Below are 16,438 nucleotides of genomic sequence, written 5' to 3'. Positions count from 1 at the left end.
TGCAAGTCGCTTGTGGGGCTTTTTATTGGTTAAATATTGTCCAGCATGGCATATTGCTTTATAGTTATGTAGCAACATCTCTACATATCATGGAGGTCGTGATGACAGTGACGAGAATCAGCAGTCGAGCTTTTAATCAGGAGGTATCCCGGGCCAAGAAAGCCGCCGAGGAAGGCCCGGTTTATATTACTGACCGTGGCAATCCTGCACATGTTTTACTGACATTTGAAGCGTATAAAAAACTCACGGGTTCAAACCGAAGCATCGTAGATTCACTCGCCATGCCGGACGGCGTAGATATCGATTTTGAGCCAGAACGTGCGACCATAATCAACAGGGATGTGGAGTTCTAATGCGCTATTTGCTGGATACCAATATTATTTCAGAATTACGTAAGGCAGGGACGCCTAAAGCCAATCCTCAGGTGATTGCCTGGGCTAAAAGCATTGATGCTGAAGAGATGTTTATTTCAGCATTGACGCTGATGGAAATTGAAAAAGGTATTCTTAAGTTCGCCCGTAAAGACCCTCAGCAAGCCCATCATTTACAGCGCTGGTATCAAGAGCAGGTTCTGACAGAATTTGCCTGGCGCACACTTTCAATTGATAGCAGCGTGGCCCGCCTTTGCGCTCAGCTGCATATTCCTGATGAACGCCCACATACCGACGCGCTGATCGCGGCGACAGCGATTCATCACGAGCTGATTCTGGTCACGCGTAACGTACGGGATTTTGATACCACTGGCGTGATGTTGCTGAATCCGTGGCAGGAACTGTAGGCTCGCCATTCATGGCGACCTAAAAGCCAGGTGCGCATGAATGCGCACCCTATGATGATCCTTACTTCAACAACGCCAGCACATCATCGGTGGTGCCGGTTTCGCCCAGGCGCGGGAAAATGCGCTCGACGCTGTTTTTATGCGTTTCGGCATTCAGGCAGGTCATGGCGTCAGTTGCCAACGTGACGTTGTAACCCAGCTCATACGCCTGACGCGCCGTGGATTCCACGCCGATGCTGGTGGCGATGCCGCAAATCACCACTTGTGTGATGCCGCGCTGCTGCAGCTGCTCGTGCAGATCCGTGTTATGGAAAGCGCCCCAGGTTTTTTTGGTAATGATGATGTCACCGCGCTGCTGCGCCAGGTCCGGCACCAACGTCGCCCAATCGGCTGGCAAATCGCCAGCGTGTTTCGGCTGCTCATTACGGCCAGGCGCGCCGCCCGCAACGTTGACCAGCACCACCGGGCGCTTTTGCCCGCGGAATGCATCGGCCAGACGCGCTGAGCGCTCAATCACTTCATGCGCCTCTAACGGTGCGACCGGCAGCGCAACAATGCCGTTTTGCAGGTCAATCACAATCAGCGCGGTGTTGTCGTCAAGGGTAGTTAAAGCCATGTTGAGTCCTCTCAGGATTATTGGTCGGCAAGTCGTTGCAGTAAGGGAAGCGCGGCCAGCAGCGTGTGCTGTTCCTGCGGGCTCAGTTGCGTTGCGATGCTGTTGAGCAGCCAGTCATCGCGTTGTGCGCGGTTGGCAGCAATCAGTTTCAGGCAGGCATCGGTGGGTTGATAGCGGGTTTTGCGGCCATCCAGCGGATCGGCTGCGCCCTGCACCATACCCAGCGTCTGCAGGCTCGCCACGGTGGCACCCATCGACTGCGTGCGCACCCCTTCCAGCGTAGCCAATTCTGTTACCGTCATCGCGCCATCGCGCACCAGATAGCCAAGTACCGACACCTGCGGCCAGGTGAGATCGCCCGGCGGCGCCGATTCACGCAGGCGACGCGCCAGTTTGCCATTGATGCTGCGCAGTAACGCCGCCGCGCTGTTGAGGTCGCTCATGGCACCTTCTCCTTACTGATGAGCCGCGAGTATATAAATACGAAGGCAAACTGGGTAGTTTACCTTCGTATCAATTTGTAATTGTGCAAGATTGTTAGGTGGTCGCCATGCATGGCGATCCTAGGCGCGCTGCAGATAATGAATCAAACTGTGGAAACGCAGCGGCGTGCTGAGGGGATTACGGTAGCTGTGCGGCGTATCGGCGGCGAACTGGCTGGCCTGGCCCGAAAGCAAGCGGCGCCATGTGCCTTCCACGCCCAGCAACAATTCGCCTTCCAGCACCACAACCTGCTCAATCACCCCGCTTTCATGCGCTGATGAATCACTCTGCGCGCCACCCGCCAGTGTCACTTCCAGCAGATCAAAATGCAGTCTGGCATCGTACGGCAGCAGCGGCTTAACCTGCATCTGCGCGTTGGGCTCGCTGAAGGTCGCCACGCTGCCCGGCGGTTGATCGCTGCCCTGCACAAAGAAGGAAAATGGCACGTTAAAGCCGGTGGCAATTTTCCACAGCGTCGCCACCGTGGGGCTCGATTCACCGCGCTCGATCTGGCCGAGCATCGCTTTGCTCACGCCGGTGCGATCCGCTGCCAGCGTCAGGCTCCAGCCGTTGGCCTGACGCAGCTGTTTCAGCGCCAGACTCAAATGTTGATGCAAATTTTCCATGTGTTCTCCCGAAAAGCTCGCGCGCAGTGTAGCACTTGTGCGCTATAACGCTCCATGCCACAATGTGCGTTATAACGCACAATCGGATGTGACCTGATGACCACCGCCACCACACGCAGTGCCTTCTCTTTCCCGATGCTGATTTCGGGTTTTATCGCCGTGCTGGTGGGCTACAGCAGCACGGCAGCGCTGATCTTCCAGGCGGCGCAGGCGGCGGGCGCTTCGCCGGCGCAGATTGGCGGCTGGCTGTCGATGCTCGGCGTAGGTATGGGGTTGGCCTCGCTCGGCTTATCGCTATGGACACGCATGCCGATCCTCGCGGCCTGGTCGACGCCTGGCGCGGCGCTGCTCGCCACCAGCGTGCAGGGTTTGACGCTGAATGAAGTGGTGGGCGTGTTTGTCGCCACCAACCTGTTAATTGTGTTATGCGGCGTTACCGGCCTGTTCGCCCGCCTGATGAATCACATTCCGCAATCGCTGGCGGCCGCGATGTTGGCCGGGATTCTGCTGAAATTTGGCATCGGCACCTTTAGCGGTTTGCAGAGCAATTTCGCGCTGTGCGGCAGCATGTGTCTGGTGTGGTTGTTGAGCCGCCGCTGGCTGCCGCGCTACGCCATCATTCTGGCGTTGCTCGCGGGCGTGCTGGTGGCGCTCGGCCAGCAATCGATCCACTTTCCGCCGCATGCGCTGGCGATCAGTCGGCCGGAATTCATCATGCCGCAGTTTAATCTGACGGCGCTGATTGGCGTGGGTTTGCCCTATTTTCTCGTCACCATGGCGTCGCAAAATGCGCCCGGCATCGCCACCTTGCAGGCGCACGGCTATCAGCCGCCGGTATCTGCGCTCACCGGCTGGACCGGCTTTATCGCTTTAGTGCTGTCGCCATTTGGCGGGTTTTCGGTGTGTATCGCTGCGATTACCGCTGCTATCTGTATGGGCGACGATGTCGATCCGAATCCGGCGCGCCGCTGGATGGCATCGGCATTGGCGGGCGTGTTCTATCTGCTGACCGGATTTACCGGCGGATTGATCGCCATCATGCTGAGCGCCTTGCCGCCGGTGTTGATTGCCACGCTGGCGGGTCTCGCGCTGCTGGCTACGCTGTCCGGCAGTTTGCAGCGCGCCTTAGCCGAACCGGATCAGCGCGACAGCGCCATCGTGGCGTTTCTGATCACCGCCAGCGGTGTTTCGCTGCTCGGCATCGGCTCCGCCTTTTGGGGTTTGCTCGGCGGCATGCTGACCTATGTGATCCTTTCCCCGCGCAGCCGCGCTTAAAATTTCAGCAATCTCCTCCGCACGGGGGAAAAACGCCCTGTTTTTCCCCCTTTATCAGCCGTTTGATTTCGCTGCATTTGGCTTAAGATCACTATCATCGCCAAAAACACACACTGTTCTGCCTCAGACAACCACCGATAAGGGCCCAACGAGTGGCAAAAACTTTTCTGCGCAGCGGCAATCTGGACACGGTACTGGCACTGGGTGAAAACGGCCAGCCGGTCTGGACGTCCGCGCTGCAAATCCGTGAAACCCTGCGCCTGCGCCGCCAAACCACGCTGGCCAATTGCCTCGCGATCCCGCAGGTCAACGAGCGCGGTGACCGCCTCGATTGGTACGCCCCGTTTACTGGCAAAGTAAAATCCTGGCTGGGTGCCAGCGATCACGAGCGCCGTCAGGCGCTGGAACTGCTGACGCTGAACCAGCAGGATCTGCAGGCGCTGAGCCTGCGCGCGCGCGACGCGGAGAATCCGGCGATGCGCTTGTTTGGTGCGTTGCTGAGCAAAACGTTGCAGTTCCCGGATCAGCAGTACGTTTATCTGGTGGATGGCAAACCGGTGATCACCTTCTGGGGCTTTGTTGATCCGCAGGCGCGTTCGCGTGATGACGCGCTGGCCTGCCTGCGCGATTCGCTGGAAGATGCGCTGCCGCCGCTGCTGCCAGAACCGCCAGCACCTGCTCCGCTGGTGGTTGCGCCGGTAATTGCGCCGCTGATCGAGGTGCCGCCTGCCGCTGCTCAACCGGTGATTGAGCCGGAACCTGAAGCCGAAGAACCGGCGGTTGAAGTCATTGCTGAGGCCGCGCCTGAACCGCTACCCGAACCTGTCTCGCCGCCACGTCGCGCCTTTGCCGTGCGTCCGCTGATGCTGCTGTTGCCGGTTGCGGCGCTGGTGGCTGCGGGCGTCGCCTACTGGCTGCACAGCGCGCCGCAGCCTGCTGCGATTAGCGTTGCGGATGTGCCGGTGCCGGTGAGTAAGCCGCCTGCCGTGATGGTTAAAGCGGAAAAACTCGCCGCCACGCTGCCACAAACCGCCGCCACCGTCGTTGCCGCCGCGCCGGTTGCCACACCTGTCGCGCCGCCTGAGGTGGTCGCTGAACACACCGAACCGGCCAAAGCGGATGATTTGGTGATGACCACCGAAGATGCGCGCGTTGGATCGGTGAAATTTATTAACGGCACCTGGCGCGTCACATTGCGTCAAACCAATCTGCCGACCGGCAAACCGCCAAGCCTGCGTTATCAAATCCGCAACGGCAAAGGCACCGCTACCATTACCCAGGGCGACAACATCCGCTGTAAAGCCGATGTCACCGCCGCGATGACCACCGCCGGCAGCATGGAAGTGCGCAGCCGCTATACTGCGACCTGCAGCGATAAATCGCGTTACCGCATGCCGGAACTGGTGTGTAAAGCCGGTGATGGCATCGCCAGCTGTACTGCGCAATATGGCGCAGATCAGGTCTTCCCGTTGACGATTAAGCGTGAGAGTAAGTAAACATGTTGGCTCCCCTCATCGATGACAAACAGAAAATCACGCTGATTGAAGATAGCGGTGTGCAGTTTCTTGATTTCGGTTTGCGTTTACCTGCGTTGCAGGCACGTCGTCAGTTCGTGCGGCAAACCGCCAACGGCCCGCTGCTGCGCCTTAACGTCGACGGTAACAGCGGCAAGTTCCTGCTCTATCCGGAAGATGGCGGCGCGGCGGAAGTGGTGCGTCCGGAAACGGATATCGCGCTAGCCGATTCCCTGAAGCTGCTGGCTCATCAATGGCTGCCGCTGCCGGTGCTGCGCTGCACCAGCGGACGTCGTTTTATCGGCGGCCCGGACAACTGGGCACGTCTGCATCTGGCGCCGCTGGCGCAACCCGACGCGGCAGGCAACACCCATCGCATCACCCTCGCCTTTGATACGCGCATTGTGTCTGAGCAGGATGGTGGCGAGCAGCACGGTTTAAGCAAAGCCGATGCGCAGAACGGCGTCAGCTTCGCCCTCGCCTGGCACAACTACGAGCTGGGTGAATTCCTCGACCATACGTGGGTTGATGGCTGGCTGCGTGAAACCTTTAGCCAGCAGGTGCATGCGCTGGAATCACGCCGTGAGCAGGAGCTGAATCAGGCGCTGCGTGAATTCGAATATCAGGCGCACTATCTCAACTTACTGGAACTGCTGGGCGAACAACTCGATCTGGCGGAAATCTACATTCAGGCAACGTCGCTGCAAACGCCGGCGGTCAACGTCGATATCATTCTCGACGTCGGCAACTCGCACACCTGCGGCATTCTGGTGGAAGATCACGCCGAAGAGAGCAGCGGCCTGCGTCAAACCTATGAGCTGCAGCTGCGCGATCTCTCCGAGCCACATCAGGTTTACAACGAGCTGTTCGACAGCCGTCTGGAGTTTGCTGAAACCCGTTTCGGCAAGGCCAACTTCTCGCTGGAGAGCGGCCGCGAAAACGCCTTTATGTGGCCGTCACTGACGCGCGTAGGCCGTGAAGCCAGCCGTCTGGCGCTGCTGCGTGCCGGCACCGAAGGCAGCACCGGGTTGTCCAGCCCGCGCCGCTATTTGTGGGATGAAGCGCGCTATCAGCCAGGCTGGCGCTTCAACGCCAACGGCAGCAGCGATGAGCCGCAGGCCACCGCGCTGCCGTTCGCCTTACTGATCAACGACGAAGGCCAGCCGCTGCACGCGCTGGCGGAAGACGATCGTCTACCGGTGTTCTCCGCCAGCTACAGCCGCAGTTCGCTGATGACCTTTATGCTGTGCGAACTGCTGGCGCAGGCGATGATGCAGATGAACAGCGTGGCGCAGCGCCAGCGCATGCCGCAAAGCCAGGCCCCGCGCCAGCTGCGTCATGTGATTCTGACGCTGCCGTCAGCGATGCCAAAGCCTGAGCGTGAGATTTTCCGTCGCCGCATGCAGGAAGCCATCGCGCTGGTATGGAAAGCCGAGGGCTGGCATCCGGCCGAAGAAGCGTTTACCGCCGCCAGCCAGGCAAACAGCCTGCGTCCGGTACCGGATGTGCAGATGGAGTGGGACGAAGCCACCTGTGGTCAAATGGTGTGGCTATTCAACGAAACCCAGGTCAACTTTGCCGGCCGCGCAGAAGATTTCTTCAGCAGCATGGCGCGCCCGGATCGTCCGCGTGAAGTTGACGAGCTGCCGGGTAAAAGCCTGCGCATCGCTTCGATTGATATCGGCGGCGGCACCACCGATTTAGCCATTACCCAATATCGCCTCGATGACGGCCAGGGCAACAATGTCAAAATCACCCCGCGCTTACTGTTCCGCGAAGGCTTCAAAGTCGCCGGTGACGATATTCTGCTGGACGTGATTCAGCTGTGGATTCTGCCAGCGTTGCAGCAGAGCTTGCAGAAAGCCGGTTTGCAGCTGGCCGAACCGTTGATGAACAAGCTGTTCGGTCACGACAGCCGTATGGACGGACAAGCCACGCTGCGTCAGCAAGTGACGCTACAGCTGTTTATTCCGCTGGCGCAGGCGGTGCTGGAGCAGTATGAAAATTGGGATCCGCTCGACAGCCATAGCGAGATCAACGCGCTGTTCGGCGAGCTGGTGCCGCAAAAACCGGCCAGCAGCGTGCTGGCGTTTGTGAATGGCGAAATTCAGCGCACGCTCGGCGGCGACAGCCGATTCGATCTGCTCGAAGTGCCGCTGGTGGTCAGCATGGCGCAGTTGCACGGCGAGTTCCTGCAACACCGTATGGCGATAATTCCGGCGCTGCGCGCGATGTGTGAAGTGGTGTCGCTGTATCAGTGTGATGTGCTGCTGCTCACCGGTCGTCCATCACGCTTCCCCGGCATTCAGGCGCTGGTGCGCCATCTGCAACCGCTGCCGGGCAGCCGTATTTTGTCGCTGGAAGGCTATCACACCAGCGACTGGTATCCGTTCAACAAGCAAGGCCGCATTGATAACCCGAAATCCACCGCCGCAGTCGGCGCGATGCTGTGCCTGCTGGCGCTCGATCTGCGCCTCAGCAGCTTCTGGTTCCGCGCCGGTGATTTCGAACCTTACTCCACCATTCGCTATCTCGGCGTGCTGGATGAGACCTCGGCGCTCAGCGACGATAATCTGTGTTACAGCGAGATCGATCTCGACAGCAGCAGTTTCGCGCTCGATCGCAAAAGCAGCTTCCGCATTCGCGGCAACGTTTGCCTCGGTTTCCGCCAGCTGGAGAACGATCGCTGGCCGGCCTCGCCGCTGTATAGCCTGAGCATTGTTGACCCGACGCTGGCGCGTCAGGTTGCCGGCGAAAGCGTACTGCGCATTAAGCTGGCGGTGCAGCCCGGCCCGGATAATCTCGGCCCGGAGCGTTTGGTGCTGAGCGATGCGCGCATGGATGACGGCACGCGCGTGCCGCTGGAGCAGCTGAGTCTGAAACTGAATACTCTCTCCGCCACCGGCAACGCGAATGCGCAATATTGGATCGACAGCGGGAGCGTCTGCAAACGATGAGAACTGCCAAAAAAGCCTCGCCGGTTACGCCCGCGAAACGTCTGAGCCTGATGCAGGAAACGCTGGATGGCGCGCTGAACTGGGTGGAAACCCATCAGGCGCACGCACCGCGTCTGGCGATGGAAGCTGAAACTCTGACGCTGCAGCTGCGCCGCGCGCGCGTGGAGAGCCATGCATTGGCGCGCCAGCTGGCGCGTCCGGTGACGCTGGCGCTGTTTGGCCAGTCGCAGGCGGGCAAAGCCTGGCTGCTGAGTGAGATGGTCGGCGATGCGCAAGGCCAGTTGATCGCGCGTCTTGGCGATAAAACTCTGAATTATTTCCAGAACATCAATCCCGGCAATCTCGATTTCGCCATCGCCACCCGCTTCAGCCACCAGCGTGAAACTCAATCCAACGCCTGGCCGCTGGAGATGACGCTGCTGAGCGAAGTGGAACTGATTCGTTTGATGCTGGCCTGCGCCAACAGCGAACTTCAGCCGGACACGGCGCAGATCGATGCTGCTTTGCAGCGTTTGCAGCGCCATCGTCAGGATGAACCGCAGCCTGGCCTCGACAGCGATGCGCTGATCACGCTGTGGGCGTGGAGCCGTCGTCACCATCGTCATGCCGAGATTCTCGATCGTCACTTCTGGCCGCAGGCGGTGGCGCTGGCGCCGTGGCTCAACGTCGACGATCGCGTGCAGCTGTTTGCCCTGCTGTGGCCGGGCCAAAACGCGATGAACGAAAGCCTGCGTAGCCTGATGCACTTGCGCCACCAGCTGCGCCACGCGCCGCGCGTGTTAGCGCCGCTCAGCGTGCTGGTGGACGATGCCGCGCTGCCAGCAGAAAAACTGATTGGTAACGATGCCGACTGGCAGGAGATGATCGAAGTGTGTCCTATCGTCGCCAATCGCGTGGGGAAAGCGCAGCATGTGCCGCTGGGATTGCTGTCGCTGCTGACGCTGGAGATCACCTTGCCACTCAGCTCCACGCCGCGTCAGGCGCTGTACGATGATGCAGATATGCTGGAGCTGCCCGCGCCGGGCACGCCAGCCGATCGCGCGCAACAGGATGAACTGGCGCAGCTGCGCAAACGCGATCCGCTGCGCGCCACGCTGCTGGAACAGAAACGCGCGCTGCTGCCGGGGCTTTACGCCGCGCGTCAGGGCATTGATTTGATGCTGATCTGTACCGCCGCCAGCCAGCGTCAGGATACCGATGTCGCCGCCAGCGCGCTGCGCGAGTGGCACATACATCAAACCATCGCCGCCAGCGGTGAGAAGCCGCGTCTGATTTGGGCGATCACGCCACATGACGCGCGCTATCAGCAGCAGCAGATTAACGTTGACGAAGCGGTACAACGCCAGATTGGTCAGCCGGGACAGAGTTGGGGTTCAATGCTGGCGCTCGATCGCGCAGGCGTTGATCGCATGGGCAGCTGGTTGCAGGATGAGATGCAGCCGGAAGCGCGCCGCGATCGTCTTGCGCTGCAGCTCAGCGCGCTGCAGCACAAGCTGGTGGAACGTTTGCAGCCGTGGACCGAATCCAGCGCCACGCAAGAACAGGCAGCTCGCAAGCAGGCGATCTCCGATACGCTGCTGAAATGTTTGCAACATCGCACCGGTTTGCACGGCGAACTGCTGGAGCGTTTGCAGCCGTCGCGTGAAGCGGTGCGCCAGCTGTGGCTGAGCCAGAGCAGCAGCCATCACATTCAACACAGCGCCAAAACGGCGGCCGCTGAGCAGAGCTATTTCGGCATCGGCTTCGAGTTCGATCTGTTTAAAGATGAGCCGGTAGCTGCCGCTGAGCCGCGCAGTTCGGGCGGTCAGCGCGATCAGCAGTTCCCGCAGCAGGTGTTTGCGCTGTGGCTGGAGCACTTGCGTCAGTTGCCGGAGAGCCGCAGCCTGCTGGCGCTGCTCAACGTCGATAAGCCGACGCTGGAGATGCTGGTGGAAGAGTTAATAACCGCTAGCTTCCGTCTCAAGGTGCTGAGCAAACTGCAAAGCGCGCTTAACGAGCCGGATGCGCAGGCCAGCGCCCATGAAGCGCGTACCGATCGTCAGGTTTCACGCGCCATGACGGTGCTGGGGGATTTCGTGGCGTGGCTGGGCTTTTTACAGCGTCCGGAGAGCGAGCGTCCTGAAAGTCGCGTCAATCGCGGTCAGACGATTTTTGCCCGTCCGCCTGCGCCGAGCGTCAGCTTCTCGCCGGGACAGCGTTTGACGCGTCTTTCGGCCGCGCCCGCTAATCATACCGCTTACTACATCTATGACTGGTTGGTGGGTTTGAATTCGGTGATCGTTGAGAACAATGGCTACACCGGCGGCGGCGATCTGCCAGCGAATGCGCGACAGATGCTGGCGATTTTGCTGTTACCACTGCACGCGTAGTTTATTCCCCACGCACCAGGCGCAGCTCGCCTTGCAACTGCTGCTGCGCCTCCTCCAGTAACGCCAGCACCGGCGCAAATTCGGCACTCTCGCTGACGTCATCGGCATGCGCTAAATAGAAGGTGGCCGGCAGCGCCATGCCGCCGGTCAGCCAATCCCATAACGCATCAAGATTGTTACCGAAATCCACTGGGCAGGCACTCTGCTGCACCAGCGCGCGGTAAAACGCCTGGCGATCTGACAAGCTTTCAAAGTCAAAATGGAGCGTCAACATGGTTAAGGCACCTGTTTGAAGCTGCGATAGTGATCGGTGGTGAGGAAAATCAAGCCATCAGAAGAGTAAAGCAGACGATCGGCGTCGCGGTGGCCGCAATCGTAATTCACGTCAGCTTCATACCATTGTCGACCCGCCTGCATCGGCAGCCTTCTTTCGCGGTTGCTAAAGCGATCGCCACCAATCGCGCGGCCCGGCAACACTTCACACAAGTTGCCCTTGCTGGGATTCCAGCCCTGACGACGCGCTTCATTTTTGGTGAGATAGAGATCGGGTAATGTGTGATGCTGCTGCAGCCAACGCGCCACGGTGTTGGCATCGGTGAGCTGTGAAATATCGGGGTGGCTGGTGGCCCATTTATCGGACAAACGCGGTTTTAGCCCGAGCCACAACGCGGCCAGGATCAGAATTAAGGCAATCCAGAGTTTTTTTGACATGGTGGCATCCTGAAAAACAGGACGACGATAATAACAGATTTAGGGCAGGGAAAAACGCGGGCCAGCAAAGCTGGCCCTGGCGGGGTTTACTGCATCGCGCTGGCGGATGGCGCGGCGTGACGACGCCATGCTCCCGGCGCTACGCCATACTGGCGTTTAAAGCTGCGGTTAAACGACTGCTGCGAGTCGAAACCGAGTGAAATCGCCACGTTAAGAATCGGTTCATTGCTGGTGGTCAAGCGATCCGCTGACTTCTTCAGCTTCTTCTCACGAATGTATTCGCCCAGAGGCAAACCCGTGTGCTCTTTGAACATACGCTGCAGGTGCCATTTCGAATAACCGGCGCGCCCCGCTACGGTATCCAGATCCAGACGCGTTTCAATATTGTTGTCAATCCAGTCGATCAAATCGTGAATAAATGCGGTGGTCATCATCTCGTTTTCTCCGGTCGCCGTTGCGAACAGTATCAGTATCAGTTGCAATTACACTTTAAGGTTGAACGACTATGCCAGTTAATGCAAGTTTTATTATTGCATTAAATGCCGCACTGCGCGTAGGGGCTTTGATCCTTCTGCAACGTAATGATCAAAACCGCACATAAAGTGTATCAGATATTCTTGCAGATGCAGTTTGAGCAAGCCTACACTCGTGGCGTTTTAATGCAATCATAAAAGTTGCAGATTTTTCGTACGTCTCCTTTCTTTTTCACCAATGCGGAATAACAACAATGCATCTGCAAACATATAGGGTTCAATGGGCGGTAAGCCTGTCAGGAGTGATGTTGCTGGGAAGCCTGCTGGCCGGTTGCGATCGCGGGGTGGCGCAAAACGCCCCACCGCCGCCGCCCGAAGTAAGTGTCGCGCAGGTGGTAGAGCAGAAAGTCAGCCAATGGGATAGCTTCAATGGCCGTTTCGAAGCGGTGCAGAGCGTGCAGCTGCGGCCGCGCGTTTCGGGCTATATCGATCAGGTTAATTATCGCGAAGGCGATGAGGTGAAAAAAGGTCAGGTGTTGTTCACCATTGACGATCGCACCTATCGCGCCACGCTCGAGCAGGCGCAGGCCGAACTCGCCAACGCGCGCAGCCAGGCCACGCTGGCCCGCAGTGAATCGGCGCGTACCGATAAATTGATCGGCACCAATGTCGTGTCACGCGAAGAGTGGGAACAGCGTCGTTCGGCGGCTAATCAGGCGCAGGCCAGCGTGCTGTCGGCGCAGGCGGCGGTGGATATGGCGCAGCTGAATCTCGATTTCACCCGCGTTATCGCGCCGATTGAAGGTCGCGCCAGCCGCGCGATGATCACCACCGGCAACTTAGTTACCGCCGGTGACAGCGCCAGCGTGCTGACCACGTTGGTGTCGCAGGATCGCATGTACGTCTACTTCGACGTCGACGAAGCCACCTATCTGCATTATCAGGCGATGGCGCGTAAAGGCGAAAATCGCGGATCGCTGCCGGTGGAAGTGGCGTTGACCGGCGAAGAGGGTTTTCCGCATCGCGGCACCGTGGATTTTCTTGATAACCAGCTGACCGCCAGCACCGGCACCATCCGCATGCGCGCTTCGCTGGATAATCAGCAGCGTCAGTTCACGCCGGGCCTGTTTGCGCGCGTGCGCCTGCCGGGCCGCGCCGACTTCACCGCGCTGTTAATCGACGATAAAGCCGTGCTCACCGATCAGGATCGTAAGTACGTTTACGTGGTCGATGCGCAAGGTAAAGCCCAGCGCCGCGATATTCAGGCCGGTGATTTAGCCGATGGTCTGCGCATTGTGCAGCAAGGCCTGAAGCCTGGCGACAAGGTGATCGTTAACGGCTTGCAGAAAGTCTTTATGCCTGGCATGCCGGTGACCGCCCAACCGGTGGCGATGCGCTCCGCTCAATAACCTTCGAGACTGCCTTTTATGGATTTCTCCCGCTTTTTTATCGACCGACCGATTTTCGCCGCGGTGCTGTCGATTTTGATCTTTACCACCGGATTGATCGCCATTCCGCTGCTGCCGATCAGTGAATATCCCAACGTGGTGCCACCGAGCGTGCAGGTGCGCGCGGAATATCCCGGCGCCAACCCCAAAGTGATTGCAGATTCCGTGGCGACGCCGCTGGAAGAAGCCATCAACGGGGTGGAAAACATGATGTACATGAAATCCGTGGCGGGTTCCGATGGCGTGCTGGTCACCACCGTGACCTTCCGTCCGGGCACCGATCCGGATCAGGCGCAGGTTCAGGTGCAGAACCGCGTGGCGCAGGCAGAAGCGCGTCTGCCGGAAGAGGTGCGACAACTTGGCCTCACCACGCAGAAGATGTCGCCGACGCTGACGCTGGTGGTGCACATGTTCTCGCCGCACGGCAAGTACGATTCCCTCTATCTGCGTAACTACGCCACCCTGAAGGTGAAGGATGAACTGGCGCGCCTGCCAGGCGTCGGTCAGATTCAGATCTTCGGTGCCGGTGAATACGCGATGCGCGTCTGGCTCGATCCCAATAAGGTGGCGGCACGTGGTTTGACCGCCTCCGATGTGGTCAGCGCGATGCAGGAGCAGAACGTGCAGGTGTCTGCCGGCCAGCTTGGCGCGGAGCCGCTGAAGAAACAGAGCGATTTTCTGCTGTCGATCAACACCCAGGGTCGTCTTGAGAGCGAAGAGCAGTTCGGCAATATCATCCTGAAAACCGCCGGCGACGGCACGCTGGTGCGCCTGCGTGACGTGGCGCGCATCGAGATGGGTTCTGGCAGCTACGCGCTGCGTTCACAGCTCAACAACAAAGATGCGGTCGGCATCGGTATCTTCCAGGCGCCGGGCGCCAACGCCATCGATCTGTCAAATGCGGTGCGCGACAAAATGGCCGAACTGGCCACCCGTTTCCCGGACGATGTGCAGTGGGCCGCGCCGTACGACCCAACGGTATTCGTGCGTGACTCGATCCGTGCCGTGGTGCAAACGCTGTTCGAAGCGATTGTGCTGGTGGTGCTGGTGGTGATTCTGTTCCTGCAAACCTGGCGCGCCTCGATTATCCCGCTACTGGCGGTGCCGGTTTCGGTGGTCGGTACCTTCAGCATCCTTTATCTGCTCGGCTTCTCGCTCAATACCTTAAGTTTGTTTGGGCTGGTGTTGGCGATCGGTATCGTGGTGGATGACGCCATTGTCGTGGTGGAGAACGTCGAACGTAATATCGAGCAAGGTTTGTCGCCGACGGCGGCGGCGCATCAGGCGATGCGGGAAGTGTCCGGGCCGATTATCGCCATCGCGCTGGTGCTGTGTGCGGTGTTCGTGCCGATGGCGTTCCTGTCCGGCGTGACCGGTCAATTCTATAAGCAGTTTGCGGTGACGATTGCCATTTCAACGGTGATCTCCGCCATCAACTCGCTGACGCTGTCACCGGCGCTGGCGGCGCTGCTGCTGAAGCCACATGATGCCGCAAAGGATATGCCGACGCGCATTATCGATCGCCTGCTCGGCTGGCTGTTCCGTCCGTTCAACCGCTTCTTCCAGCGCAGTTCGGATGGCTATGAATCGCTGGTGGGTAAAACCTTGCGTCGTCGTGGCGCGGTGTTCGGCGTCTACGTGCTGCTGCTGGCCGGTGCGGGCTTTATGTTCCATACCGTGCCGGGCGGCTTTATTCCGACGCAGGACAAGCTCTACCTGATTGGCGGCGTGAAGATGCCGGAAGGTTCGTCGCTGGCGCGTACCGATGAAGTGATTCGCAAGATGAGCGAGATCGGCATGAACACCGAAGGCGTGGCTTATTCGGTCGCCTTCCCCGGTTTGAACGCGTTGCAGTTCACCAACACGCCGAATACCGGCACGGTGTTCTTCGGTTTGAAGCCGTTCAGTGAACGTACGCGCACCGCCGCGGAAATTAATGCTGAGATCAACGCTAAGATCTCGAAAATCCAGCAAGGTTTTGGCTTCTCGATTATGCCCCCGCCGATTTTAGGTCTGGGACAAGGTTCGGGTTATTCGCTGTATGTGCAGGATCGCGCGGGGCTCGGTTACGGTGCGCTGCAAACCGCCATCAACACCATGACCGGTGCGGTGTTGCAGACGCCGGGCATGATGTTCCCGATTTCATCCTACCAGGCCAACGTGCCGCAGCTGGATGTGCAGGTGGATCGGGATAAAGCCAAAGCGCAAGGCGTGTCGCTGACCGAACTGTTCAGCACGCTGCAAACCTATCTGGGATCGTCGTACGTCAACGATTTCAATAAGTTTGGTCGCACCTGGCGCGTGATGGCGCAGGCGGACGGCGATTTCCGCGATAGCGTGCAGGATATCGGTAACCTGCGTACCCGCAACGATCGCGGCGAAATGGTGCCGATTGGCAGCATGGTGAATATCACCACCACGTACGGCCCGGATCCGGTGATTCGCTATAACGGCTATCCGGCGGCGGACCTGATTGGTGATGCCGATCCGCGCGTGCTCTCTTCGGCGCAGGCGATGCAGAAGCTGGAGGAGATGTCGACGCAGGTGCTGCCGAACGGCATGAACATTGAATGGACCGACCTGAGCTATCAGCAATCAACGCAGGGCAATACCGCGCTGATCGTCTTCCCGGTCGCGGTCCTACTCGCATTCCTGGTGCTGGCGGCGCTGTATGAAAGCTGGACGCTACCGCTGGCGGTGATCCTGATTGTGCCGGTAACCATGCTCTCGGCCCTGGTCGGCGTGTGGCTGACCGGTGGCGATAACAACGTGTTTGTGCAGGTTGGGCTGGTAGTGCTGATGGGACTGGCGTGTAAGAACGCGATTCTTATCGTCGAGTTTGCGCGCGAGCTGGAGATGCAAGGCAAGAGCATTGTCGATGCAGCGCTGGAAGCCTGTCGTCTGCGTCTGCGTCCGATCGTTATGACCTCGATTGCCTTTATCGCCGGTACCATCCCGCTGATTCTTGGCGAAGGTGCGGGCGCAGAAGTGCGCGGCGTAACCGGGATTACCGTGTTCTCCGGCATGTTGGGCGTGACGCTGTTTGGCCTGTTCCTGACGCCGGTGTTCTATGTGACGCTGCGTAAGCTGGTGACGCGCAAGCAACCACAGGCTGAAGTGCAAACGGTGTAAGGGTTTTAGGTGAAATGAACAATCCGGGCCAAGTGCCCGGATTTTTTTGCGTGCAG

General features: G+C 59.1%; 14 protein-coding genes. 8 read left to right on the top strand and 6 right to left on the bottom strand.

All coding sequences use genetic code 11. From position 1 onward, the window contains the following. Window positions 1-101 precede the first annotated feature (101 nt). Together K5Y32_RS04925 and K5Y32_RS04920 are read left to right on the top strand one after the other, a co-directional pair. Entirely contained in the window at window positions 102-353 is a 252-nt protein-coding gene (locus K5Y32_RS04925; protein ID WP_101764487.1) for a type II toxin-antitoxin system prevent-host-death family antitoxin, read from the top strand. Beyond that, window positions 353-778, top strand: a complete 426-nt coding sequence (locus tag K5Y32_RS04920) for a type II toxin-antitoxin system VapC family toxin (protein ID WP_222181943.1) — start codon at window positions 353-355, stop codon at window positions 776-778. The genes K5Y32_RS04925 and K5Y32_RS04920 overlap by 1 nt, the downstream gene beginning before the upstream one ends. Window positions 779-839: 61 nt before the next feature. On the opposite strand, the gene K5Y32_RS04915 is transcribed toward K5Y32_RS04920, so the two are convergent. The 3 genes from K5Y32_RS04915 to K5Y32_RS04905 all read right to left on the bottom strand — a co-directional run bounded on the left by K5Y32_RS04915 (window position 840) and on the right by K5Y32_RS04905 (window position 2,503). Beyond that, window positions 840-1,394: an isochorismatase family protein gene (locus K5Y32_RS04915; RefSeq protein WP_192411905.1), complete on the bottom strand. Its 555-nt coding sequence runs from the start codon at window positions 1,392-1,394 to the stop codon at window positions 840-842. A gap of 17 nt (window positions 1,395-1,411) precedes the next feature. Beyond that, window positions 1,412-1,837: a MarR family winged helix-turn-helix transcriptional regulator gene (locus K5Y32_RS04910; RefSeq protein ID WP_192233724.1), complete on the bottom strand. Its 426-nt coding sequence runs from the start codon at window positions 1,835-1,837 to the stop codon at window positions 1,412-1,414. A gap of 120 nt (window positions 1,838-1,957) precedes the next feature. After that, a complete protein-coding gene (locus K5Y32_RS04905; RefSeq protein WP_192411907.1) occupies window positions 1,958-2,503 on the bottom strand; it encodes a helix-turn-helix domain-containing protein in 546 nt (181 codons plus the stop codon). 96 nt (window positions 2,504-2,599) lie between these two features. Between K5Y32_RS04905 and K5Y32_RS04900 the strand changes: the two genes are divergently transcribed. From K5Y32_RS04900 to K5Y32_RS04885, 4 genes are all read left to right on the top strand, one after another. Then, on the top strand, window positions 2,600-3,778 hold the full coding sequence (locus K5Y32_RS04900; protein ID WP_222181942.1) for a benzoate/H(+) symporter BenE family transporter: 1,179 nt from the start codon (window positions 2,600-2,602) through the stop codon (window positions 3,776-3,778). 152 nt (window positions 3,779-3,930) lie between these two features. Beyond that, the gene (locus K5Y32_RS04895) at window positions 3,931-5,274 is read left to right on the top strand and encodes an SrfA family protein (protein ID WP_222181941.1); all 1,344 of its coding nucleotides are present in this window, start codon (window positions 3,931-3,933) and stop codon (window positions 5,272-5,274) included. Window positions 5,275-5,276: 2 nt separating this feature from the next. Beyond that, the gene (locus K5Y32_RS04890) at window positions 5,277-8,249 is read left to right on the top strand and encodes a virulence factor SrfB (RefSeq protein ID WP_222181940.1); all 2,973 of its coding nucleotides are present in this window, start codon (window positions 5,277-5,279) and stop codon (window positions 8,247-8,249) included. After that, window positions 8,246-10,618, top strand: a complete 2,373-nt coding sequence (locus tag K5Y32_RS04885) for a virulence factor SrfC family protein (RefSeq protein ID WP_222181939.1) — start codon at window positions 8,246-8,248, stop codon at window positions 10,616-10,618. The genes K5Y32_RS04890 and K5Y32_RS04885 overlap by 4 nt, the downstream gene beginning before the upstream one ends. A 1-nt stretch (window position 10,619) precedes the next feature. Here the strand turns inward: K5Y32_RS04885 and K5Y32_RS04880 are convergent, their stop codons facing one another. The 3 genes from K5Y32_RS04880 to K5Y32_RS04870 all read right to left on the bottom strand — a co-directional run bounded on the left by K5Y32_RS04880 (window position 10,620) and on the right by K5Y32_RS04870 (window position 11,763). Next, complete coding sequence (locus K5Y32_RS04880; RefSeq protein ID WP_222181938.1) at window positions 10,620-10,892, bottom strand: barstar family protein; 273 nt, start codon at window positions 10,890-10,892, stop codon at window positions 10,620-10,622. Window positions 10,893-10,894: 2 nt separating this feature from the next. Further along, on the bottom strand, window positions 10,895-11,329 hold the full coding sequence (locus tag K5Y32_RS04875; RefSeq protein ID WP_110866071.1) for a ribonuclease domain-containing protein: 435 nt from the start codon (window positions 11,327-11,329) through the stop codon (window positions 10,895-10,897). A gap of 86 nt (window positions 11,330-11,415) precedes the next feature. Further along, entirely contained in the window at window positions 11,416-11,763 is a 348-nt protein-coding gene (locus K5Y32_RS04870) for a helix-turn-helix domain-containing protein (protein WP_008110158.1), read from the bottom strand. Between the two features lie 293 nt (window positions 11,764-12,056). Here K5Y32_RS04870 and K5Y32_RS04865 point away from each other — a divergent pair, with 293 nt between their 5' ends. Continuing rightward, window positions 12,057-13,211: an efflux RND transporter periplasmic adaptor subunit gene (locus tag K5Y32_RS04865; protein ID WP_222181937.1), complete on the top strand. Its 1,155-nt coding sequence runs from the start codon at window positions 12,057-12,059 to the stop codon at window positions 13,209-13,211. A gap of 18 nt (window positions 13,212-13,229) precedes the next feature. After that, on the top strand, window positions 13,230-16,382 hold the full coding sequence (oqxB, locus tag K5Y32_RS04860; protein ID WP_222181936.1) for a multidrug efflux RND transporter permease subunit OqxB: 3,153 nt from the start codon (window positions 13,230-13,232) through the stop codon (window positions 16,380-16,382). The last annotated feature ends 56 nt before the right edge of the window (window positions 16,383-16,438 follow it).

This window comes from Pantoea sp. DY-15 (assembly GCF_019795935.1).
Classification (GTDB): domain Bacteria; phylum Pseudomonadota; class Gammaproteobacteria; order Enterobacterales; family Enterobacteriaceae; genus Pantoea; species Pantoea leporis.
This window is presented reverse-complemented; position numbering and strand designations above follow the sequence as displayed.